Annotated in this window: 20 protein-coding genes; 13 read left to right on the top strand and 7 right to left on the bottom strand. The window is 65.9% G+C overall.

Annotated elements, in window-relative coordinates; genetic code table 11:
- Positions 1–77: 77 nt before the first annotated feature.
- The 8 genes from U4Y91_RS02705 to U4Y91_RS02670 all read left to right on the top strand — a co-directional run bounded on the left by U4Y91_RS02705 (position 78) and on the right by U4Y91_RS02670 (position 6,210).
- Positions 78–1,019 carry an acyl-CoA desaturase gene (locus U4Y91_RS02705; RefSeq protein ID WP_321803100.1) on the top strand — a complete coding sequence of 314 codons (942 nt, stop codon included), beginning with the start codon at positions 78–80 and terminating at the stop codon, positions 1,017–1,019.
- A gap of 25 nt (positions 1,020–1,044) precedes the next feature.
- The gene (locus tag U4Y91_RS02700) at positions 1,045–2,028 is read left to right on the top strand and encodes an acyl-CoA desaturase (RefSeq protein WP_321803099.1); all 984 of its coding nucleotides are present in this window, start codon (positions 1,045–1,047) and stop codon (positions 2,026–2,028) included.
- A gap of 52 nt (positions 2,029–2,080) precedes the next feature.
- On the top strand, positions 2,081–2,401 hold the full coding sequence (locus tag U4Y91_RS02695; RefSeq protein ID WP_124668494.1) for an acyl carrier protein: 321 nt from the start codon (positions 2,081–2,083) through the stop codon (positions 2,399–2,401).
- A 13-nt stretch (positions 2,402–2,414) separates the two neighbouring features.
- Complete coding sequence (locus tag U4Y91_RS02690; RefSeq protein ID WP_321803097.1) at positions 2,415–3,512, top strand: fatty acid desaturase; 1,098 nt, start codon at positions 2,415–2,417, stop codon at positions 3,510–3,512.
- The gene (locus tag U4Y91_RS02685) at positions 3,512–4,435 is read left to right on the top strand and encodes an alpha/beta fold hydrolase (protein ID WP_321803096.1); all 924 of its coding nucleotides are present in this window, start codon (positions 3,512–3,514) and stop codon (positions 4,433–4,435) included. The genes U4Y91_RS02690 and U4Y91_RS02685 overlap by 1 nt, the downstream gene beginning before the upstream one ends.
- Positions 4,436–4,446: 11 nt before the next feature.
- Complete coding sequence (locus U4Y91_RS02680) at positions 4,447–4,617, top strand: rubredoxin (RefSeq protein ID WP_321803167.1); 171 nt, start codon at positions 4,447–4,449, stop codon at positions 4,615–4,617.
- A 158-nt stretch (positions 4,618–4,775) separates the two neighbouring features.
- Entirely contained in the window at positions 4,776–5,960 is a 1,185-nt protein-coding gene (locus U4Y91_RS02675; RefSeq protein ID WP_321803095.1) for an acetyl-CoA C-acyltransferase, read from the top strand.
- A 61-nt stretch (positions 5,961–6,021) separates the two neighbouring features.
- Positions 6,022–6,210 carry a hypothetical protein gene (locus tag U4Y91_RS02670; protein WP_321803093.1) on the top strand — a complete coding sequence of 63 codons (189 nt, stop codon included), beginning with the start codon at positions 6,022–6,024 and terminating at the stop codon, positions 6,208–6,210.
- 572 nt (positions 6,211–6,782) lie between these two features.
- On the opposite strand, the gene U4Y91_RS02665 is transcribed toward U4Y91_RS02670, so the two are convergent.
- Entirely contained in the window at positions 6,783–7,901 is a 1,119-nt protein-coding gene (locus tag U4Y91_RS02665) for a helix-turn-helix transcriptional regulator (RefSeq protein ID WP_321803091.1), read from the bottom strand.
- 239 nt (positions 7,902–8,140) lie between these two features.
- Between U4Y91_RS02665 and U4Y91_RS02660 the strand changes: the two genes are divergently transcribed.
- Positions 8,141–10,222 (top strand): hypothetical protein, encoded by a 2,082-nt coding sequence (locus tag U4Y91_RS02660; RefSeq protein WP_321803090.1) that lies wholly within the window; start codon positions 8,141–8,143, stop codon positions 10,220–10,222.
- 267 nt (positions 10,223–10,489) lie between these two features.
- Here U4Y91_RS02660 and U4Y91_RS02650 read toward each other — a convergent pair whose 3' ends face one another.
- From U4Y91_RS02650 to U4Y91_RS02630, 5 genes are all read right to left on the bottom strand, one after another.
- Entirely contained in the window at positions 10,490–11,578 is a 1,089-nt protein-coding gene (locus tag U4Y91_RS02650) for a YncE family protein (protein ID WP_321803089.1), read from the bottom strand.
- Between the two features lie 99 nt (positions 11,579–11,677).
- On the bottom strand, positions 11,678–12,934 hold the full coding sequence (locus U4Y91_RS02645) for an MFS transporter (RefSeq protein ID WP_321803087.1): 1,257 nt from the start codon (positions 12,932–12,934) through the stop codon (positions 11,678–11,680).
- Positions 12,921–13,349, bottom strand: coding sequence for a chromate resistance protein ChrB domain-containing protein (locus U4Y91_RS02640; protein ID WP_044847518.1), 429 nt, complete (start codon positions 13,347–13,349; stop codon positions 12,921–12,923). Before U4Y91_RS02640 ends, U4Y91_RS02645 begins: the two co-directional genes overlap by 14 nt.
- 65 nt (positions 13,350–13,414) lie before the next feature.
- Positions 13,415–14,593: a chromate transporter gene (locus tag U4Y91_RS02635; RefSeq protein ID WP_321803085.1), complete on the bottom strand. Its 1,179-nt coding sequence runs from the start codon at positions 14,591–14,593 to the stop codon at positions 13,415–13,417.
- The gene (locus U4Y91_RS02630) at positions 14,590–15,567 is read right to left on the bottom strand and encodes a chromate resistance protein ChrB domain-containing protein (protein ID WP_321803083.1); all 978 of its coding nucleotides are present in this window, start codon (positions 15,565–15,567) and stop codon (positions 14,590–14,592) included. The genes U4Y91_RS02635 and U4Y91_RS02630 overlap by 4 nt, the downstream gene beginning before the upstream one ends.
- A 189-nt stretch (positions 15,568–15,756) precedes the next feature.
- Here U4Y91_RS02630 and U4Y91_RS02625 point away from each other — a divergent pair, with 189 nt between their 5' ends.
- The 3 genes from U4Y91_RS02625 to U4Y91_RS02615 are packed head-to-tail and all read left to right on the top strand — an operon-like array spanning position 15,757 to position 17,515.
- Entirely contained in the window at positions 15,757–16,029 is a 273-nt protein-coding gene (locus U4Y91_RS02625; protein WP_124612821.1) for a metal/formaldehyde-sensitive transcriptional repressor, read from the top strand.
- 11 nt (positions 16,030–16,040) lie between these two features.
- Positions 16,041–17,336 carry a CDF family Co(II)/Ni(II) efflux transporter DmeF gene (gene dmeF / locus U4Y91_RS02620; RefSeq protein WP_321803081.1) on the top strand — a complete coding sequence of 432 codons (1,296 nt, stop codon included), beginning with the start codon at positions 16,041–16,043 and terminating at the stop codon, positions 17,334–17,336.
- Positions 17,337–17,338: 2 nt separating this feature from the next.
- Positions 17,339–17,515 carry a DUF1289 domain-containing protein gene (locus U4Y91_RS02615; RefSeq protein WP_185500436.1) on the top strand — a complete coding sequence of 59 codons (177 nt, stop codon included), beginning with the start codon at positions 17,339–17,341 and terminating at the stop codon, positions 17,513–17,515.
- 244 nt (positions 17,516–17,759) lie between these two features.
- Here the strand turns inward: U4Y91_RS02615 and U4Y91_RS02610 are convergent, their stop codons facing one another.
- A complete protein-coding gene (locus tag U4Y91_RS02610) occupies positions 17,760–19,907 on the bottom strand; it encodes a TonB-dependent siderophore receptor (RefSeq protein WP_321803080.1) in 2,148 nt (715 codons plus the stop codon).
- 612 nt (positions 19,908–20,519) lie between these two features.
- On the opposite strand from U4Y91_RS02610, the gene U4Y91_RS02605 reads away from it, so the two are divergent.
- Positions 20,520–21,725 (top strand): MFS transporter, encoded by a 1,206-nt coding sequence (locus U4Y91_RS02605; protein WP_321803078.1) that lies wholly within the window; start codon positions 20,520–20,522, stop codon positions 21,723–21,725.
- Position 21,726 lies beyond the last annotated feature (1 nt).

Here is a 21,726-nt window from a genome sequence, read left to right as displayed (position 1 = left end):
CGGTTCGCACGAACTGCATCCTCGATTTTCATTGTCGCTGTCTTTCTTCGGAGTCAGTCATGGCTGAAGCGGATTCTTTGTCTTCGCGAACACCGGCGGCCGCTTCTGCGGCGGAAGCCGACACCGACGTGCGCGCACGCCGGCTCGCTTATCTGACCGTGGGCATACCCGCGCTCGGTTTCGCACTGGCGATTGCCTACACGTGGATATACGGGGTACGCGCAACCGACTTCGTGCTGCTGGCGGTCATGTATTTCTCGACCGCGATCGGCGTCGAAACCGGCATGCACCGGTATTTCTCGCACCGCTCGTTCAAGGGGCGACCGGCCGTCACCGTGATGCTCGGCGTACTCGGCAGCATGGCCGCCCAGGGGCCGATCCTGTTCTGGGCGGCCACCCATCGGATGCATCACGCGTTCACCGATCAGGACGGCGATCCGCATTCGCCGCGCCCGCGCGCGAACCGGCACGGCAAGCTGAGCCGGTTCGCGGGACTTTGGCACGGCCACGTGGGCTGGCTGTTCACGGTGCGCCGCGAGAACTGGAGCGCGTATGCCGCAGACCTGCTGCGCGACCGCCTGATCGTCAATCTCAATCTGCGCTACGGGTGGTGGGTGCTGCTCGGCCTCGCGATTCCCGCGCTCGCGGGCGCGTTGCTCGCACCCGCCGGGCAGGCCTGGCTCGGGGCCGCCGGCGGCTTCCTGTGGGGCGGACTCGCGCGGATCTTCCTGCTCGATCAGTCGACCTGGGCCGTCAATTCGCTGTGCCACACCATCGGCACCCGCCCGCACGCGACGCGCGACCACAGCCGCAATCTGGGCCTGCTTGCAATCGTTTCGGTGGGCGGCGCATGGCACAACAACCATCACGCGCAGCCGGCCTTCGCCAACAACGATCACGCGTTCTGGCAGCTCGATCCCTCCGCCTGGATCATCCGCCTGCTCGACGCGCTGGGTCTCGTCACGGAGGTGCGCTATGCCCCGAAGCGCGGCGCGGCGGCTCCCTCAATCTCGCCGTAATCCTTATTAGCGTTTGGAGAATCCTATGAATTCATCGATTCAGGTTGCACCCGGCGTGACTGCCGCGGGCGGGCTGTCGGCCGCCGACGGGCAGATCCCCGGCGTTTCGCCGCTAAAGGGCAGTGGTGCGCGCGTCAAACGCTACACCGCCCTGGCCGTGATGCTGGTGCCGCTTGCCGGGTTCGCGCTGGCGGTGCGTCAACTCGCACTGGGTGACTTCGCCATCACCGATCTCGTGCTGTTCGTGGTGTTCTATTTTCTGCACATGGGCGGGATCACGATGGGTTTCCATCGGTATCTTGCGCACAAGACGTTCCGGACATCGAAGTGGTTCGAGGGGCTGCTGCTGATCTGCGGTTCGATGGCTGCGCAAGGACCGATCATGTTCTGGGTGACGACGCATCGCCGTCATCACCTGTACAGCGACCAGAAAGGCGATCCGCATTCGCCGAACCAGGCCGGCGCGGGCCTGTTCGCGAAGTTGCGCGGCCTCTGGTACGCGCACATGCCGTGGATGCTGGCCCCGGACGTATCGGGCTGGACGTTCTTTGCCCCGGACGTGTTGCGCGATCGCCGCCTGTTTTTCTATCACCGCACCTACGCCTGGTGGATCGTGCTCGGCCTCGTGCTGCCTGCCGCGATCGGTGGCGCCGTCAGCGGCTCCTGGCACGGCGCGTGGAACGGCCTGCTGTTCGGCGGCTTCGCGCGAATATTCCTGGCCAATCAGGCCGCCTGGTGCGTGGGTTCGATTTGCCACATGTTCGGCGGACGGCCGTTCAAGACCGACGACAACAGCGCGAACAACTGGACGGTCGCCGTGCTCACGTTCGGCGAAGGCCTGCAGAACAACCACCACGCGTTCCCCGCGTCGTATCGCCACTCGGTGAAGTGGTACGAGCCGGATCTCAGCGCGTGGGTGCTCTGGACGCTCGGCAAGGTGGGCGTCGTCTGGGACCTGCGCTTGCCGGGGCCGGAGGCGATCCGCAAGCTCGCCAAGAAACCGTATTGAAAGTTGCCGTCGTGATTTCGTTCAACACCCTTGTATAGAAGGATCATTCATCATGTCTGAAGCTGGATTCCTGGGCGGCCTGTTTGGCCGCAAGAAAGCGGTGGCCGCCGACGTCGGCCCGCTGACGGAAGCGTCGATCCGCAGCTGGCTGGTCGACCGGCTCGCCAAGCAGTTGAAGGTAGACCGGGCGGCCATCGATCCCGCCAAGCGCTTCGACGAGTACGGCCTCGATTCGATCGTCGCGGTGCAGGTGTCGGGCGATCTGGAGAAGGTCGTCGAGCAGCGGCTGTCCCCGGCGCTGCTGTTCGAATACAACAGCATCAACGAGTTGGCGCACCACCTCTCGACCGAACTCGGTCTGCAGGCTGCATAAGCGGGAGATCGACATGGCGAAAACTTACACCGTTCCGAGCGCGCCGCCCGCGCGTTTCGACGAATTCCTGCAGAAGTCCAAGGCGCTCGAGGGCGTGCGCCTGACCGACGCGATCCCGAAGTCGCTGTACGAGCCGCGTGCGTGGCGCGGCGTTCTCGGCTTCGTGGTGAGCTATGCGGCGTACATCGGGGCGATCGTCGGCATCGCGTATGCGCCGCACTGGCTGCTCTACATTCCGTTGTGGCTGGTCGCAGGTCTGGGCGGCTGGGGTTTGCATTGCATCGCGCATGATTGCGGGCACAACTCGTTCTCCCGCTCCCGGCGGTTCAACCTGGTGATCGGGCACCTGTCGCTTCTGCCGCTGCTGTATCCGTTCCACGCCTGGCGTCACACGCACAACCTGCACCACGCGAACACCAACAACCTCGAGCTCGACACCGACTGGCGGCCGATTCCCGCGCCGCTTTACGATCGCATGTCGCTGTTCAAGCGCCTCGAGTACGCCGGTACCCGCAAGTGGCTGTTCTGGGTGGGCACGGTGAGCTACTGGAAGGAATCGGGCTTCCGTCCCGGCTTCTATCCGAAGCGCGAGATGCGGCGCGACGTGAAGCGCTCGATCGGCTTCGTGCTGATCGTGTCGGCGCTCTATTTCCCGGCGCTGATCTACTTCACCGGCATCACGGGGCTGTTCCTGTACTTCGTCGCGCCGTGGCTCATGATTCATGCGTGGTTCAGCGCCACGACGCTGATGCACCACACGTCGGACGACATCCCGTTCCTGCCCTCGCAGCACTGGACGCCGAACGCGAGTCGCCTGCTGGTGACGACCGACTACCGGTATCCGAAGTGGCTGCACTTCATGACTCACAACATTTCGGTGCACACGGCGCACCACGTCGCGCCGATCGTGCCGTTCTACAACCTGCCGAAGGCGCAGGCGGCGCTCAAGGAAGCGTTTCCGGGGATGATCCGCGAAAAGGACTTCACGTTCGGCGATCTGTGGCACGTGATCCGTCACTGCCACTTCTACGACACCGAGTCAGGCTACTACCGCAGCCTGTCCCGGGAGGCAGTGCCCGTCGGCGCACGCGCGGCGACGGAGGGCCGGTGATGGCGACCGTGAAGGACACCGAAGTCTCGCCGATCACACGGCGGACGGCGAAGGCGCCATCGTTGAGCGTGCGGCTCGGCCGTCGCGCGTTCCGGTTGCTGAACACCTTCGCGCCGCGCGCCGCGGGGCGGCGCGCGGCAGACGCGTTCGGCTTCACGCGCGGCTACGGGCTGCCCGTCAGCGATCGTGTACCGCTCGGCGCGAAGGTGACGCCGATCGAGGGCAATGCGGACCTCGACCGCGCGTATTACTGGGAGGGCGGCGCGTCGCGGGCGCTGCTCGTGCACGGCTGGGGCACCGACAGCAGCAGCATGCTGGGCTTCGTGAAGCCGATGCAGGCGCTGGGCTTCTCGGTGGCGACATTCGACGCACCGGCGCACGGCCGCTCGCCGGGCAAGCACACGACGATGACGCAGTTCACCCGGGCGACGGGCGCGGTGCTGGATGCGATCGAAGGCGCGCAAGTGGTGATCGCGCATTCGCTCGGGTCGATCGCGGCGATCTCGGCGCTGGCGGAGCGCTCGCGCCGGGCGTCGTTGCGCTGCATCGTGCTGATCGCGCCGACGGGCGCGCTGACCGAGGTGCTGGAGCGCTGGGCGAGCCGCGACATGGCGTTCCCGCGTCCGGTGGTCGAGCGCATCTATGCGGAGCTGCAGCTCCGCAACGGCGTGCCGGTCAGCCACTGGGACATTCTCGCGCGCGGCGCGTCGCTCGATGTCCCGGTGCTGGTCGTGCACGACCCGGCCGATCCCGTGGTGCCGTACTGCGAGGCACAGCGGGTCGTGGCAGGGCTGCCCGACGCGACCCTATGGCCGGCGCCGGGCACGGGGCATGGGCGGATCCTGTCGGATGCGAGGGTACGCGAGCAGGTGCGCGAATTTGTGACGCGACAGATGTCGAATTTTGGAGAGTTGGCAAGATGAGCACGACAGCAATGGAGATGCGCACATTGATGTGTCTGGTGTGCGGCTGGATTTACTCGGAAGAAAACGGTGCGCCGGACGACGGCATTGCGCCGGGTACGCGCTGGGAAGACATTCCGGCGAAATGGAAGTGTCCGGAGTGCGGCGTCGGCAAGGAAGATTTCGAAATGGTGTCGATCTGACGCGATCCCTGCGGTGGTCGCCCCGCACGCAGGCGGCGCGTAGGTCGCGAGGTGGTTGCCGGCACGTCATGCGTAGTCGCATCCTCTTCGGCAGGCAGGTCGCGCCGGTGCGGTGGCGTCCGTTCACGCGGAACTGAACTTTGAATGGAGTGTTGAAAATGGTTGCTCGACAGGTAGTGATCTGCAGTCCTGTAAGAACGCCCATCGGGGCGTTTGGCGGTGCGTTGAAGGACGTTGCCGCGACGGCTCTGGGCGCAATCGCAGTGCGCGAAGCGGTACGCCGCAGCAAGGTCGATCCGGCAGCGTTGGCTTCGGTCGTGATGGGCAACGTCATTCAGGCCGGCAACAAGATGAATCCCGCGCGTCAGGCAGCCGTCGGGGGCGGCATTCCGGTGGACGTGCCTGCGCTGACGGTGAATCGCGTGTGCGGCTCGGGTGCTCAGGCCATCGTGAGTGCGGCCCAGGAAATCTGGCTTGGATTCGGTGAGGTCGCGGTGGCGGGTGGCATGGAAAACATGGACCGTGCCCCGTATCTGCTGGAAAGCGGTCGATGGGGTCATCGCATGGGGAATGCCGAGATCGTCGACAGCATGCTCGCGGACGGCCTCGTCGACGCGTTTTCCAACCGGCATTCCGGATGGCATACGGAAGATCTCGTTGCGAGGATGGGAATGACGCGCGAGCAGCAGGACCGTTGGGCAGAACGTTCGCAGAAGCGCTTCGCGCAGGCTCAAGGGCGCGGAGCGTTCGACGCCGAGCTTGTCGCGGTCGATATCGAAGGGCGGAAACAACCCGTCAGATTCGAGCGTGACGAGCAGGTGCGACCGGACACGACGATCGAGTCGCTTGCCAAATTGAAACCCGCGTTCCGGTCCGACGGCACCATCACTGCCGGCAATGCGCCGGGATTGAACAGCGGTGCGGCGGCGATGGTCGTGGCGGAGCGACAGTATGCCGAGGCACGTGGAATCGAGCCGATCGCAACGCTCGTTTCCTACGGCGTGGGTGCGGTCGAGCCAGGCATGTTCGGACTCGGGCCCGTGCCGGCAGTAAAGATGGCGCTCGCGCGCGCCGGATGGTCGTTGAACGACGTGGAGCGTTTCGAGATCAACGAGGCTTTTGCCGCCGTGCCGATTGCTGTCATTCGGGAGCTCGGCATCGACGAGGAGAGGGTGAATGTCGAAGGCGGAGCGATCGCGCACGGTCATGCCATCGGTGCGACCGGTGCTGTCTTGACGGCCCGTCTTGCGCATTCAATGCGCCGTGATGGCGTGAAACGCGGCATCGTGACTTTGTGCATTGGCGGCGGTCAGGGCATCGCCCTCGCCCTGGAAGCCGTCTGACGGCGTCCTGATACCGATAGCTGCCGGCAACGTTCCGACCATCGGCATACACGGAGAAGACATGGATCAGCGTTCAGCACTGGAAAACCTGTATGCCCTTGCCGCCACCGGGCACACGACAACGCAGACGGAGCTTTCGCACAAGTGGCTGACCTATTTCGGTGTCGACCGCGTGCAAGACCTCGACCTCGGCATGCTGGAGGCGATTGCCTGCTATGTTGGGAAGGGAATATCCCCTCCGATTGAATAGCTCGCCATTTTTCGTGCCTCCATTGCGTGTCGATTGGTGTGGCGGGCCGGAGCAAGGGCGGAGGCGCGGCAGAGCGTACGCTGGATGCGGGCCGATCCAGTCGTGCGCCAGCCGTCTCGCCGGCGCGCTCCGCGACAGCCGATCGGAGGGCGGCATGGCCGCATCGGCGATCGCATGGGACAGGAACTGAAATCAAAAAAGGCCCCGACAATGGCCGTGAAACTTGCCGGGGCTAACGAACCATGCAAACTGCATGGGACGAGGAAGTATCGCGTCCATCGTATAGCCGCCAATGATCGAGCAGCACCACCGAGTTCCGACGAATTCTCATCGGGTTCAGCCAAGATCCTGTTCAAGGAACGCGCATGTTCTCCACCGACAAGCGCCACAGCTGATGCGCCGTCTCTCGCCGCTTTCTGCACGAGACGCACTGGCGGAGATCGGAATCTTCCAAAGACGGCCTTTCCGGGAATTTTCGTAACGAACGCTTTTTTCGAGACCGGCAAAGCGCACCCGTCTTAAAAAAATGCCGAAGCGTTTTGACCGCTGCCCCGCTCGCCGTTTTCGAAATATCAATTCATGCGCTGGTGTTGCGGGAGGACCCATAGCATCCGTCCAACCGCTTCAGCCTGATTCCGCGAATGTGTCTTTTCATAGATCGCACGCAACTGGGTGCGAACCGTCGCAAGCGACACGCCGGCGCTCGCTGCACATTCGTCAGGCGTCTTGCCGCTGATCAACGCTTCGGCGACCGCGGCTTCGGCGCTCGACAAGCCGAACGATTGCCGCAGCTGTTGTGCGACGACGAGCGGGGCGGCGCTGCGTCGCCTGACCGTGATCAGTATCGTCGCATCGCCGAAAGTGGCATGGAGCGCCTGTCCGGACAATGCCGCGATGCCGAGAAAAATCTCGTGCGCCGCGGCCAACGTGCCGGAAAGGGCAAGGCTCTCGCTCTTGCGGGTCTTCGCGACGCGCGCCAACGCCGCCTTGAGCGCCTCGTTCTGGGGCGCGCTCGTCGCGCTCAGGTGCCCGTTCTCGAGCTTGAGGCAGGTGGTGGCGCGCAGCATCGACTCGGCCGCCTGGTTGACGAACAGGACGCGCGCGTGCCGGTCCAGCGCAAAGACGGAGAGGCCCAGCTCCTCCATCAGTTCGGCGCCGAGCGTGGCGTCGCGATGCAGCACTCTCGCGTCTTGCCACAGGTTGATCGAGCGCTGCAGATGCCCGGCCATACCGGTCAGGGTCGCGCGTTCTTCTGAAGAATAGGGGGTGCGGCCGTGCGCGCGCAGTAACCCGAGCAGAATGTTGTCGCTGCCGGGGCGCGCGAAGCGAATCCCCATCAGGTAGCGAAATCCCGATGGAATCTGATAGTCCTGGAAGAACTCGCTGCGTTCGACGTCGCGCTCGGTCAGGTGATCCTGACAACAAACGAATTCGCCGAGCGGTGCGTTCTCGACGAAGCCGCGGCGCGGATCGAGCGCGCCGTAATACTGATCGTAGAGGGCGATGATCTCGTCGAATTCCGCGCGCGGCGAATAGATCGAGAATTTCGGGGCATTGCGCGCGGCGTCCCAACTGAACATGTGAAATACGTCTGCGCCGAGCGATTCGGATACCCGGTGAAAAACTTCGAGAAAACCGTCCGGATGCAGCGCGGCCTCATAGAGGTCCCCGATGAGTTGGTCTCGTTGCATGTGCTCACCCCGTCGCTTCGCGATCTTCGTATTCTGATTTTGTCTGACGATATTGCTTCGAATACCGAATTTTTTTCAGGCTAACACAGGTTATTTGCATTTCGTGCCCTGTTATTTCCCGATTTTCATCCACCTGAATGATGATCGCGAAAATCGTCTTTGCGAGAATCCTCGCCATTCAGCGTGCACGAGCAATGTATGTGACACGCATCAACCAGAAGGGGCTCGGGGGAAACGCAATGAAACTCACACCTGTCGTATCCGGTATTGCAGTGCTTGTCCTGTCGGCTTGTGGTGGTGGCAGCGATTCCTCCTCGCCACCCGCACCGCCCGCCGCGCAGACGGTCAGCGGGGTCGCGGCCGCCGGCGCCGCGATGCAGGCCGCCACCGTGAAACTGGTCGATGCGACCGGCAAAGCGGTCGACTGCCCGGCCGATGCGTCGACCGGCGCGTTTCATTGCACGGTGACCGGCCTGAGCGCGCCTTTCGCGTTGTCCGCATACGGCAACGTCGCCGATTCGCAGGCCACGCTGATCGCGCTCAGCGCCACGGCCGGCACGCAGACGATCAACATCACGCCGATCACGAACGCGATCGCCGCCACGATCGTCGGCGACAACCCGACCAAGCTGCTGGCCGACACCGGTTTGCTGCAAAGCAAGGTCACGGCCCAGGCCGTCGCCAGCACGGTGCAGGCCTATTCGTCGGCGCTGGCCGACCTGCTGGCCGCCACCGGCAATGCGGGCGTCGACCTGATTTCCGGCCCGTTGACGGCGGGCGCGCCGGGTCTCGACCGGCTGCTCGACCAGATCAAGATCAACGTCCTGCCGGACGGCGGCGTCCAGATCAGCTCGGTGGCGGGCGCGTCCAGCGATACGCCGGTGCAGCTTCAGCTCGCGCCCGGCATCGCGCCGCAGGCGAGCGACAAGGCCAGCCTGCCGGCCGCCGCGACCATCAATGGCGCGGTGGTGTCGAACCTGCCGAGCGCCAGCGATCTGGCGGCATTGCAGGGCGCGCTCAACCAATGCTTCGCCGGTTCGACCGGCGCTGCGCGCACGGGCGGCAGCGTATCGGCATGCGGCCGGATCTTCGTCGACGACGTCGCGTCCGGCGCGCTGAATGCAGGCGTGCCCGCCGCGTACCTCAACAACGGGATGTCGGTCGACCAGGAGTTCGGCGCGCCGGCCGGCGGTACGCCGGGCATCGTGGCCGACGATGCGATGAACAACGCGAGTTTCAGCTTGCCGGAAGTCATCCGCGTCGTTGCCAGCGACACGATGTGGGTCAAGCTCGCGTGGACGCGCAGCGACGGGATTCGCGACGGCATGCAGCAGCATGTACAGCTTGCGGTGCAGGCGGGCAGTCTCGCGAACGGCGACACCGGCTGGCGCGTGGTCGGCAATCAGCGCGCGGTACTGAGCAAGGTCAATGCGAACGCACAGAAGTGGGACTGGCTGAATCCGGCCAATCCGTCGACGGGGACCAACGCGTTCGTCGATTCGCTCAACCTGCAGGTGGGTGCCGTCGACGCGGCCGGCACCGCGGTGGACTTCGCGATCGTCAACGGCCCCGGCTTGCGCAACGGCGTGTTTCTCCAGCCGTCGAGCGGGACCTGCGACACGCTGAACATCCGCGCGCAGATCGCAAGCGGGCAGACGCCGGCGCAGCTCGCCGCACTGGCGAAGAATCCGCAGTGCCGCAACAACTTCCGTCTGGCCGGCGTCGCGCAGGACGCGGCCAACCAGGGCCTGTTCACGTGGCCCGGCGACGCGCCGCGCAACAATAGCGCATGGGCGAAGCCGCAACTGAGCAGCGCCGAGCTGGCCGACATCAAGCCGTTCAGCGCCTATACGATCGACGTCTACCAGAACGGCAACACGTCGACGCCGGCCCGGCACTACACGGTCCGGCTGCGCACGCCGTCGCCGTCGCCCGACGCACTGCGCCAGTACGCGTGGCACGATCTGGCGCAGTCCACGCGCGACAAGCTGACGCCGGGCTCTGCCGGCACGTTCGCGGGCGGCGCGACCTTCCCGCTGGGCTGGACGTCGAAAACGGGGCTGCCGTTCGTCAAACGCGGCAACGTGCAGATTCGCGCAACCGCGGCCGGGCAGCCAGCGGCGACGTTCGTCAGCGGTTCGGCATCGGCGTCGCCGGTCCAGCCGGGCGCCGCGGTCACGCTCGACGTGCCGGGCGACCAGGGCGTCGCGTTCCCGTCGGTGGCCGGCTGGACGGGCAGCACGGACTTCTCGTTCGTGAACTTGAGCTGGTCCGACCCGGTCGACACGCTCTTCACCGAGTCCTTCGAGTACGACCGGTAACAGGCAGCCGGGCGAATGCGTCCGGCGAGCGTCGGCCGGCGGGGCGATGCGTCGTCCCGTCGGCGGGCAACAATCGACCTGGCCGAGCGCGACGTGTTGTCGTTCGACGGGGAACGCTGCGACCGGATCGTGGGCGGCGTGCTGGCGAGAATCGGTTCGGCGTGACGCGCGGCGGCGGCGCCGACAACCGACAGGCCGCGGGATCATGTCAAATCGAACGGGACGAGATACTGCGCGACGACGGATGCCGCCGATCATGCTCGCCCGTTACGTTCCTGCACCCGGCGGCACCGTGCCGGCCGGCTTTGCCACGCTCGCGGCTTCCATCACGCGCAGCACCGGCCGGCCGCCGACGTCCTTCAGCGGAAAATACGAGCGATGCGTGCCCGGATCGACAGCGACGACGTGCGCATTCGGCCCGAGCCGGCCTTCACCGATCTTGGCGACGTTCCGGCCCCGGACGCTGAACATCGAAACGATGCCGGCTTCACCCGCAACATAGAGCACGTCCGACGCCGAATCGAACGCCAGCACATCCGGGCCGCCGCCGATGTCGAACGCGCGGACGACGTGCCGTGCGCGCATATCGAAGACGAGGAGCGCGTCGTTGTCCTCGCACGCGATGAAGGCGAGGCCGGCGCGCGGCTCGATCAGCAATCCGTGATTGCCTTTCGCACCCGGCAAGTCGAAACGGTCGACGACACGGTCCGTCGCCGGATCGATTTCGACGAGCTGGCGCCGCGTCTGAACGTTCACGAAGATGTGTCGGGAAACCGGGTCGTACTGCGTGTTGCCGGCTTCGCCATCGAGCGGGATCGTCGCGACACGCCGGTTGCTCCGGACATCGATGACCGTCTCCGTTTTTCCGTATTCGTCGGATACGTACAGCTTGTGCACGTCGGCCGCATAGGCCATGCCGTCGGGATAATGCCCGCCCGGCACGCGCGCGACGATTTTCAGCGTCGCGGCGTCGATCGCGACGATCTCGTCGGACCCGGTAGCCGACGCGTAGATGCGCGACAGCGCCGGCACGGCAAGCACGCCGTGTACCGACGATACGTCCGCGATCCGGGCGGTCACGCGCGATGCATGCGTATCGAAAGCGATCACTTCCCCGTCGCCGAGGTGAGCGATAAACAGCAGGTTGCGGCTCGGGTCCAGGCTCGCGTAGTCGAGTCGTGTCGCGCGGCCCGGCAACGCGATGTCCGCGACATGCTTCAGCGGCAGGGTGCCGGTCGAGGTGCCTTCTTCGCCCGCAGCGAAAACCTGGTGAGTCGACAGGCCCGACGTACCGAGCACGCCGCATAGCGCGACGAGCAGGGGCAGGCCGTAGCGCCAGCGTCCGGAATTCTTCATGATTGCCTCCCGCGACGGCTGCCGCCCGATGTGTACGGCGCGGCGGCGGCATCGCTTTGCATGGTTCCCCGCTCGTTTGCTGTTCGACCGTGGCCGCGATTACCGTGCCCGGCCGTCGTCCGGTTCGACGTGGCGAAACGCTGCGAGCAGCGAAAGGTCGTACGCGATCTTCAGCGCGCCGCATGCGACCAGCGGCGCACCGAGCCAGCCGAGGCCGAACAGGCCGCCGGCCAAGGTCGGCGCGACAGCGGCCGCGAGGCTGCGCGGGACGGATGTAAAGCTGGCCGCTGCCGGTCGCTCCGCCGGCGTGACGACCGCCATCACGTAGGCGGTTCGGGTCGGGACATCCATTTGCGACAGCGCGCTTCGCATCAGCAACAGCGTCAACGTCAGCGGCAACGACGGCGCGAGCGCGGCGCCGATCAGGCAGACGCTCGACGGAATATGCGTGAACACCATCGTGTTCAGCAGGCCGATCCTGCGCGACAGCGGCGCGGCCGCGAGCTGCGAGCCGGCCGAGAGCAGGCCCGCCCAGAAGAAGAACTGGCCGGCGGCGGCGATCGAGAGTCCGAAGCGCTGCATCAACCACAGCGACAGCAGCGAGTTGACGACGAGACCGCCCGCGAACGCGTCGACGCTGAACAGCATCGCCAGCCGCACGACGATCGGGCGTGACGGGCCGAGCGGGGGCGCTGCCTGTGCCGCGCGAACTGCCTGGCGCGGCAGCCGCCGATACAGCATGCAGACGACGACACCTGTGGCCGCATAGACCAGAAACATGCCGCGCATCGCGCCCAGCGTTGAGATTCCGGTATGTGACGCAACCGAGATCGGCAGGCCTGCCGCGAGGGATCCGACCGCTGCCGATACGGCCCCGACGAGGCTGTAGCGGGCGAACAGCGCCGTGCGAGCGTCGCCGTCGGCGGCTTGCGCCAGGCGCGACTGTTCGAGCGGCAGAAACAGGCTGACGTCGCCGGAGCTCGGATTGAGCGTGCCGGCAAAGGCGATGACGAACAGCGGCCACAACGTGGAGACGCTCGCGAAGCCGATGCCCGTCGCTGCCATCAGTGCCGCGGCGAGCGTCAGCATGCGGCGCTGCGTGAAGCGGCTCGCGAGCATGCCGACCGCGATCGTCGCGATGGCGGAACCCGTCAACGTCGTGGTGCCGATCAGGCCGACATCCAGTTGCGACAGCCCGAGCGACAGCAGATACGCGGGCAGCAGCACGGCAATGAATCCATCGCAGAAACCGCGCATGCCGCGGCTGGCGAGGATGAGCCATGCGGCCTTGTCCGCGCCCGTCGGCAGCATCCGGCTGGCGAGCGTCGACGCGCAGCGGCTGCTAGGGACGTGCATCACGCCGGCACCACGCGTAGAGCGCGTCGTACATCACCATGCCGTGCCGCAGTTGCTCGTGATCGTCGGCGAAGTGTCCGGAAAGGCCGATCGAGATCGCGTACAGCCCGGCCGATTCCGGCGCGAGATCGAGCCGTCCGGTATCGGCACCGCGCACGATCGCGGCGAGCTTGAGCAGCGCCGGGGCGTCGAGCCGGTAGCGGTCGAGAAACGCATCGAAGCTGCAGCGTTCACCGTGGTGGCCAAGCTCGACGCCCGGCACGTCGTAGGGCACCGCGCCCGTTTCGTCCGCCAGTCGCAGGACGTCCGGACCCGGAACGTAGAGAAACTCCGGCGCATCGTCGATGAACCGCGCAATCAGCCACGGGCATGCGATGCGGTCGACCTTCGGCCGTTCGCGCGTAATCCATTTCACGGCACGCCTCCTGTATGGCGGACGAATGTCGTCCGATGCGTCACGGCCGTCGCCCGCAGTGCGGCTCAATGATGGAGCAGCGGGTAGGCCACGAGCCCGATGAGCGCGGCAGCCGTGACGACGACCGGCTCCTGCAACTTCTTGAAACGCCACAGCAGCAGCACGGTCGCGACCGCGAGCAGCGCGGTCGGCAGGTCGACGATCGAGCGTTTCGCGATGACGAGGACGGAGCCGGTGATCGCCCCGACGGCTGCGGCGGTGATGCCGTCCACGAACGCCTTGACGCCCGGACGGTGCCCGTACTTCTTCACGTACGGCGCGGGAATGACGGTGAACAGGTAGCAAGGCAGGAACGTGCCGAGCGCCGCGACGCACGCGCCGGGAAAGCCGGCCACGAGATACCCGATGAAGCCGACCGTGATCACGACGGGGCCGGGCGTGATCATCGCGACCGCCACGGCATCCACGAACTGCTTGTCGTTCAGCCAGTGATGTTCGGTGACGACGCCGCCGTAGAGGAACGGCACGATCGCCAGCCCAGAGCCGAACACGAATGCGCCGGCCTTCATGAAGAACGCGCCGATCTGAACGAGCTGCGGCAGGTCGATGCCGCTCAATATCCCGCTGGCTGCCGGCAGGTTGGCGGCGGCAACCGCGTTCAGACCGCCCCGGTGCAGCCACTTGGGCGGGGCACGCCACAGCCAGCCGACCAGGCCCGCGACCACGAACAGCCACGCGATTTCCGATTCCGTGATGAAGGTCACGGCGGCAAGCGTCACGAAGATCGCCCAGAGCAGCTTGTCGTGGCCGACGGTTTTCGTCGTGAGCTTGTAGGCGCTCATCGCGATGATGCCGACCACCGCGGCGCCGACGCCGTAGAAGACGGCCTGCATCCAGGACAGCCCGCCGAAATGTGAGTACGCGAAGCCGAGCGCAACCACCATCAGGAACGACGGCAGCACGAACGCGAAGCCGACGAGCGTCGCACCGAGCAGGCGGTAGTGCACGAAGCCCAGATAGATCGCGAGCTGGGCCGCCATCGGCCCCGGTGCGAGCTGGGCCAGCGTGAGCCCTTCCTTGTAGTCGGCTTCCGTGATCCAGCCGCGACGTTCGACCAGGTCGCGACGCATGTAGCCTGCGAGCGCGACCGGCCCGCCGAAGCCGAACGTGCCGAGACGCAGCATGTAGGCGACCAGCTCGCGGAGCGAGTAGGTCGGTTCGGTCGTGGCGATGGCGGTGGTCATGACCTGGCTCCGGTGTCGTTCTTCGCGGTCGACGAGAAATGCGCGTACAGGGCGTCGAGCACGGCGCCCATCTGCTCGAGCAACCGGTCGTCGTTCTCCGTACGCTGGCGCGTGCCGGCCATCACGGCTTCGAAGCCGATCGCTTCGGGCGCCGCGGGGCCGCCCACGTCGAGCGCGTGCACGATTTCGCCGAGCCGCATGAGCGCAGGGTCGTTGTCGAGCCCGAAACTCGCCAGCAGCACCTCGAACGTCACGCGCTCGCCGACATGCGTAAACGTCGCGCCGTCGAAATCGAAGCCCAGCGCGCCAGCCGGGCAATCCGCCGGCGATGCGAGCCAGATGAAGCGGGCGCGTGCGTCGATGAAGCGGCGGATCAGCCAGGCACTGGCGACGCGATCGACCCACATCCGCTGCCGCGTCGCCCAGGTACGGCCCTGAAATTCGCCGATCGCCAGCGGGCGGATCGCGCGGTCCGCGGCGTGCGGTTCACCCGGCGACAGCACGGTGTCGACCAGGGCGACGAAATCCTGCAGCGCGACTTCGGCGCGGGTGGCCGAGTCGCCCGGGAAATAGTCGATCGCACGGATGGCGTCGAAATCCTTGCGCACGCGGCGCAGCAAGCGCGTCAGTTCCGTGGCCGACTGTCCGGCGAGGGTCTTGCGGGCGTCCGCAAGGGCCTGGATAAAGGCGGCGTCATCCTCCCCGCGATCGAAGAGCGCGCGGAATTCCCGCTCCTGCGACGCATCGAGACTCGGCGCGCGCAACAGATGAGCGCTGCCGCCGCTGTCGGCAATCGCGTCCGCGAGTTCGCGCAGTATCCGTTCATGCGCTTCCGAGTGGGGCAGCAGGTAGACGCCGTCGCGCAGCACCGCGCAGCCTTTCGCCTTGAGCGCGCGCCAGAACCGCATGCGAGCCGTCGCGTTCTGCGTGGGAAGGGTCAGCACCAGGAGCGACCATGTCGTGAGTGAATCCATGTGGTGAATGCTACTCATGCGTTATGAGTTCTACAAGTAAACTTTGGCGACGGCTGCGATGACGTGGAGGTCGGCCGGGCGGCCTGCGAGGCGAGCCTCATTCGTCAGGTTTTTCCTGCATATACCCCTCCCCCCTATATGGAAACGCGATTTGATATATAGTCCCCCCCGGTATATGAAGGGACCACCATGAGCCACACCATCAAGGAAAAGCAGAAGCTGCTGAACCGTGTCCGCCGGATCAAAGGGCAGGTCGAAGCGATCGAACGCGCGCTGGAGGACGAGCGCGGCTGCAACGAAATCCTCCGCCTCATCACGAGCGGTCGCGGTGCAATGAACGGCTTGCTCGCGGTCGTGCTCGAGGATCACATCCGCAGCCATCTGGTCGACGCCGAAGGTCACGACGACGAAGGCAGCGCGACCGAACAGCTGATCGAAGTCGTGCACAGCTACTTCAAGTAACCGGAGGCGGAATGAACAGCTTCAGCAACGACGCCTTCGGCGCAGGGCACGACCACATCTTTCTCGGCGCCGCGCACGAGCAGAACGAACGCCGGACCTGGATGGTCATCGCGCTGTGCGCGGCGATGATGGTGGTGGAGATCGTCGGCGGGTCACTGTTCGGTTCGCTGGCACTGATCGCGGACGGCCTGCACATGTCGACGCACGCGGGCGCGATGCTGATCGCCGCGCTCGCTTATACCTACGCGCGCAAGCATGCGCGCGACCCGCGCTTCGTGTTCGGCACGGGCAAGCTCGGCGATCTCGCGGGTTTCACGAGCGCGATCGTGCTCGCGATGATCGCGCTGCTGATCGGGTACGAGGCGGTCGCACGCCTGCTCGCCCCGGTCCCGATTCATTTCGGCGAGGCGATTCCTATCGCGGTTGCCGGCTTGCTCGTCAACATCGCGAGCGTCTGGCTGCTGAGCGGCGACCATCATGGTCATGGGCACGGTCATGGCCATCATCACGGTCATCATCACGGGCATGGTCATGACGATCACGATCACGAAGAGCACGAAGAGGAAGCGCACCAGATCTTCGATCAGCAGGGCGTATTCGTCGTGTCGGTGTTCGAGGAGGGCGTCCCGCCGGTGTTCCGCGTCGCGCCTGCGACGCACGAGACGAAGCTCGTCGATGCGAGCGCCGTGTCGGTGACGACGATCCGCCCGGACGGCAGCCGTCAGGTGTTCGCGATGCAAAGTCGCGGCGGCTATCTGGAGTCGACCGAAGCCATTCCCGAACCGCATGAATTCAACGCGATCGTCCGGCTGAACGGCCGCGGGCACGAACTGGCGTTCGAGGAGCACGACCATCGCACGTCCGCGGCGGCGGCGCGCGATCACAACATCCGCTCCGCATACATCCACGTGATTGCCGACGCGGCCGTCTCCGTCCTGACGATCGTCGGGCTGCTGCTCGCGCGCGCGTTCGGCTGGGTCTGGATGGATCCGCTGGCCGGCATCATCGGCGCGCTGGTGATCGCGAACTGGTCGTACGGCCTGATGCGCGATACGGGCGGGATCCTGCTCGACATGAATTCGGATCGCCGCCTGACGGACAACGTGCGCGGTGCGATCGAAGGCACCGGCGACCGGGTTGGCGACCTGCATGTGTGGCGGCTCGGGCCGGGACACATGAGTGCGGTCGTGTCGGTGGTGACGGACGATCCGAGGCGCGATGCGCGCTTCTATCACGGCGTGCTGCAGCGGTTCAGGAACCTGTCGCACGTGACCGTCGAAGTCGTGCCCGCGACGCGAGGGCGATAAGCATGGCGGTCAAGTCCCCTTGCGTCGACGTGTGTTCGTTCGACGGTCGCACCGGCTATTGCGTGGCATGCCTGCGAACGCGCGACGAAGCGCGCGACTGGAAGAAGATGACGGATCACCGGCGCCATCAAATCGTGAACGACCGCGCGCGGCGGCATGCGAAGCTGACGCGGGCTTGACGTCGAGGTATGCGCGAAGTCGCGCGTGCGCGGTACGTGTGTGTCGTTGCGCGTGCCGACCGCGTCGCTTGCATCAACCGGTCCCGCCACGCCGGTGCATTCCCGACGAATGCGTTTGCCGGACAATGTGCGTCGTCCGCGCGCCGTCGCGCGGATCAGGACACTCGTGATCCGGTATTGCCGAGGCGGCGGCCGGAGACGGTCGTCGATCCGCCCGGCACGCCTCGTCGGGACTGCGCCGCTTCTACATCTCGTACCGCAACGTCGCCATGACGCTGCGCGGCGCCCCCGGCATGTTGAGGTTCGGGTTCGAGCCGTGGCCCGACACGATATAGCCCTTGTTGAACAGGTTGTAGAGGTTCAACTGGAGCGACATCGGCCCGTGCGCATACCAGGCCATCATGTCGGCCGTCACGTAACCCGGCAGGGTCACCGTGTTCTGCGGATCGGCCATGCGCGCGCCGACGAGGTTCAGGCCGCCGCCAATGCCGAAGCCGCTGCCGAGATTCTTGGTGAGCCACAGATTGCCGGAGTGGCGCGGGGTCAGGGTGGCGCGCTTGCCCTGCAACGCGGCCGTCGACTGGGTGACGGTGGCATCCAGGTAGGCGTAGCCCGCGAGCACGCGCCAGCCGTGGCCGAGTTCCGCAGCCCCGCTGAGTTCCACGCCGTCGGTCCGCTGCTCGCCGATCGGAATCAGCGCCGTGTTGCTTGCATTGGCGACCTTGATGTTGCTGCGGTCCAGCCGGAACACCGAGATCGTCGCGGTGGCCTTGCCGCCGAGCCAGTCGTATTTCGCGCCGATCTCGGTGTTGGTCGTGGTTTCCGGAGCGAGTTCGGCATTGTTGGCCGCCAGCGAAAACGCTTCGCCGGAAGGCTGGAACGAGCGGCTCCACGACACGTAATACGACTGCGTTCGGGTGGGCTGCCAGACGAGGCCCACGCGCGGGCTCCACGCCGTATCGGTGCGCGACAGGCCCGGCTGCTTCGGACGGCGGTCGAGCGTCTCCTGCTCGAAGCGATCGTAGCGGATGCCGAGCAGCGCCTTCCACTGCTCGTTGAAGCTGATCAGGTCCTGCGTGTAGAACCCGAGGGTCTTGAAGATGCCGAGGTTGTTGGCCGTCGGCGTGGTCGACGTGTGCAGCGGCAGCGTCGGAAGGGCGGGCGCGAACAGGTCGAAATTCATCGGCTTGCCGTTCGCGCCGGTGACGGGCGCCGAGTAGCTGACGAGATCCTTGTTCTGCTGGCCGAATTCCATCCCGTACAGCAATTCGTGCTTCATGCCGAACAGCGTGGCCTTCTGCGTGAGATCGGTCTGGTTGAACCAGCCGTGTTCCTCGCGATAGACGTTGCCGTGATTCAGCGTGAACGTCCGGGCCGCCTCGTTGACGCTACCGACCAGCGTGTTGTTCCGGTCGAGCGAGTAGTGATAGTAGCGGGTGGCGTTCCGGATCGACCATTGGTCGTTGAACTCGTGCTTGATCGTCGCGGTACTCGAATAGACCCGCGATCGCGTATAGTCCACGTCGCCGGCGTTCGCCGCGCCGTAATACGCGGATGCCGGCACGTCGACCGGTCGCCCGTGATAGGCCGGAATGCCGAAGTCCGTCACGCGACGATCTTCGAGGTAGTCCGCCTGCAGCAGGACGGTCGTCTTCGGCGCGATGCGAAACTCGAACGACGGCGCGACCGCCGTGCGATTCAGGAACTGTTGCGAGCGATAGCTCTTCGCTTCCTCGTGGGCCCCGGTGATCCGGAAGGCGGCCGCGCCGTTCGCGAGGACGCGCCCGACATCGGCCTCCACTCGGCGATCGGCCCACGAACCGTAGCTGATCCCGAAGTTGGTCACGTCGATCCCGGGTTTTTTCGTCACGCGATTGATTAGTCCACCTGATGATCCGCGGCCGTAAAGAACGGCCGCCGGGCCCTTGACCACTTCCACCCGGTCGACGTTCGAGAGATCGCGGAAATACAGGGCATCGTCGCGAATGCCGTCGACGAACTGGTCGGCAATCGCGGAGAAGCCGCGAATGGTCACCTGGTCGCGCTGGCCGTCGCCGGTCGAGAACCCGACGCCCGCGACGTTCTTCAGCACGTCCTGCAGCGAGTTCGCATGCTGGTCGCGCATCACTTCGGCCGTGACCACGTTCACCGTCTGCGGGATATCGCGCAGCGACGCGTCGATCCTGGTGGCGCTGACCGCGTTCGTGGGGTTGTAGCCTTCCCCCGGATCGCGGAGCGCGCTGGCGTTCACCGATACCGCCGGCAACACGTCGGTGGCCGTGCCGGTCGGTGCACTTGCGTTTTCCTGTGCGAAGGCCGCGCCGACCATGATCGGCTGGCATGCGATGGCGGCCAGAATGGCCCGTCGTGCCGGGTGCAACACGTGTTTCATTTCCCAACCTGCCCTGTGTAATGATTCGTAATCGCGTAACGCGACGCATTATCATTTGAAAGGAAGGGAGGGTCAACAAGTGTCGCGCGATAACCGAGATTCTTGTTTTGTCTGATGTTTGTTGCTGCCGAACGATGCGTCCGTCCCGGATTCGGACGAGCACGGCATGCGTCCAGGCAATGAGGGCGGGTGAAGCGCCAGCCGGGCGCGTCGCCCTGGGAGGTTCGTCAGGATCGATCCGGCACGGCTATCGAACCGTTCGGTATTGCGACTCTGGCGATCCGGCTACGAGGTGGTGACCGGCGGGGCGGCACGCGTGCCGGTCTGGCATGGCGCACTGTATCCTGAGACCTTCCGGCGGCCGTGGCATCTCGTCACGATCGGTGTCACGAACCGGTCGGATACCGCCGGCGTGCGCGGCCTGCGGAACTGGCTGCGGCCGCGCCGCGTGTCGAGGTGGCGGACGGCCGGGCAAACGGCATCGTCACGCGAGTCCTGCCGCGCGGTGTGCCGATTACCGGCCGCTGACGTGTTCCCGCGACGCGGCGCGCCTGTCGGGACATGGAACCCCGCGGCACGTCGCACCGCCCGCAACCTTGATGCAGATCGATCATGAGCGCTCCAACCCCGATTGCCGGCAAGCCCGCGATTCCACGGACCGTGTGGGCCCTGGGCCTCGTGAGCCTCTTCATGGACCTGTCGTCCGAACTGATCCATGCGCTGTTGCCGATCTATCTGGTGTCGACGATGGGCATGAGCGTCGCCGCGCTCGGCGTGCTCGAAGGGGCGGCCGAAGCGACGGCGATGATCGTCAAGGTGTTCTCCGGCGCGATCAGCGACTGGATCGGGCGTCGCAAGGGGCTGCTGTTGATCGGCTATGGCCTCGCGGCGTTGACCAAGCCGCTGTTTCCGCTGGCGTCCACGCCGGCCGTGGTCGTGACGGCCCGTCTGCTCGACCGCGTCGGCAAGGGAATACGCGGCGCGCCGCGGGACGCGCTGGTGGCCGACGTCGCACCGCCCGAAATCCGCGGCGCCTGCTTCGGCCTGCGTCAGTCGATGGATACCGTGGGCGCGTTTCTCGGGCCGATGCTCGCGATCGTGCTGATGCTCTGGTTCGAGGACCGCATCCGGACCGTGCTGTGGTTCGCCGTGGTGCCGGCCTTCGTCGCGATCGCATTGATCGTCTTCGGCGTACGGGAGCCCGAGCAGTCGAAACCGGACCGGCACTTTCGCTCGCCGCTGCGCTGGAACGCGCTGCGCGAGTTTCCCCGCGGCTACTGGTTCGTCGTCGCGGCCGGCGCGACGTTTACGCTCGCGCGCTTCAGCGAGGCGTTCCTGGTGCTGCGTGCGCAGCAGACGGGGCTCGATGCGGCGTGGATCCCGGGCGTGATGGTCGCGATGAGCGTCGCCTATTCGCTGTCCGCCTGGCCGGTCGGCGTCCTGTCGGACCGGCTCGATCGCCGCGTGCTGCTCGCGGCCGGCATGGCGCTGCTGATCGCGGCCGACCTGCTGCTCGGCATTGGCACGTCGACGCTCTCGATGTTCGCCGGCGTGGCCGTGTGGGGGCTGCACATGGGCTTCACGCAGGGCATCCTCGCCGCGATGGTGTCGGAAACCTCGCCGGCCACGCTGCGCGGGACCGCGTTCGGCGTATTCAACCTGGTGAGCGGCATCTGCATGCTGCTCGCGAGCAGCATCGCCGGCGCGCTGTGGGCGCGGTTCGGCGCGTCGGCCACGTTTCTCGCCGGCGCGGCGCTGGTCGTGGTGCCGCTGTGCCTGTGCCGGTTCATGCCGCGACCCGGCACGTCGCCTGCGTGAT

Source organism: Burkholderia sp. BCC1993 (assembly GCF_905339865.1).
GTDB lineage: Bacteria > Pseudomonadota > Gammaproteobacteria > Burkholderiales > Burkholderiaceae > Burkholderia.
The sequence above is the reverse complement of the archived record's forward strand: the minus strand, read 5'-3'. Positions and strand labels throughout refer to the sequence as shown.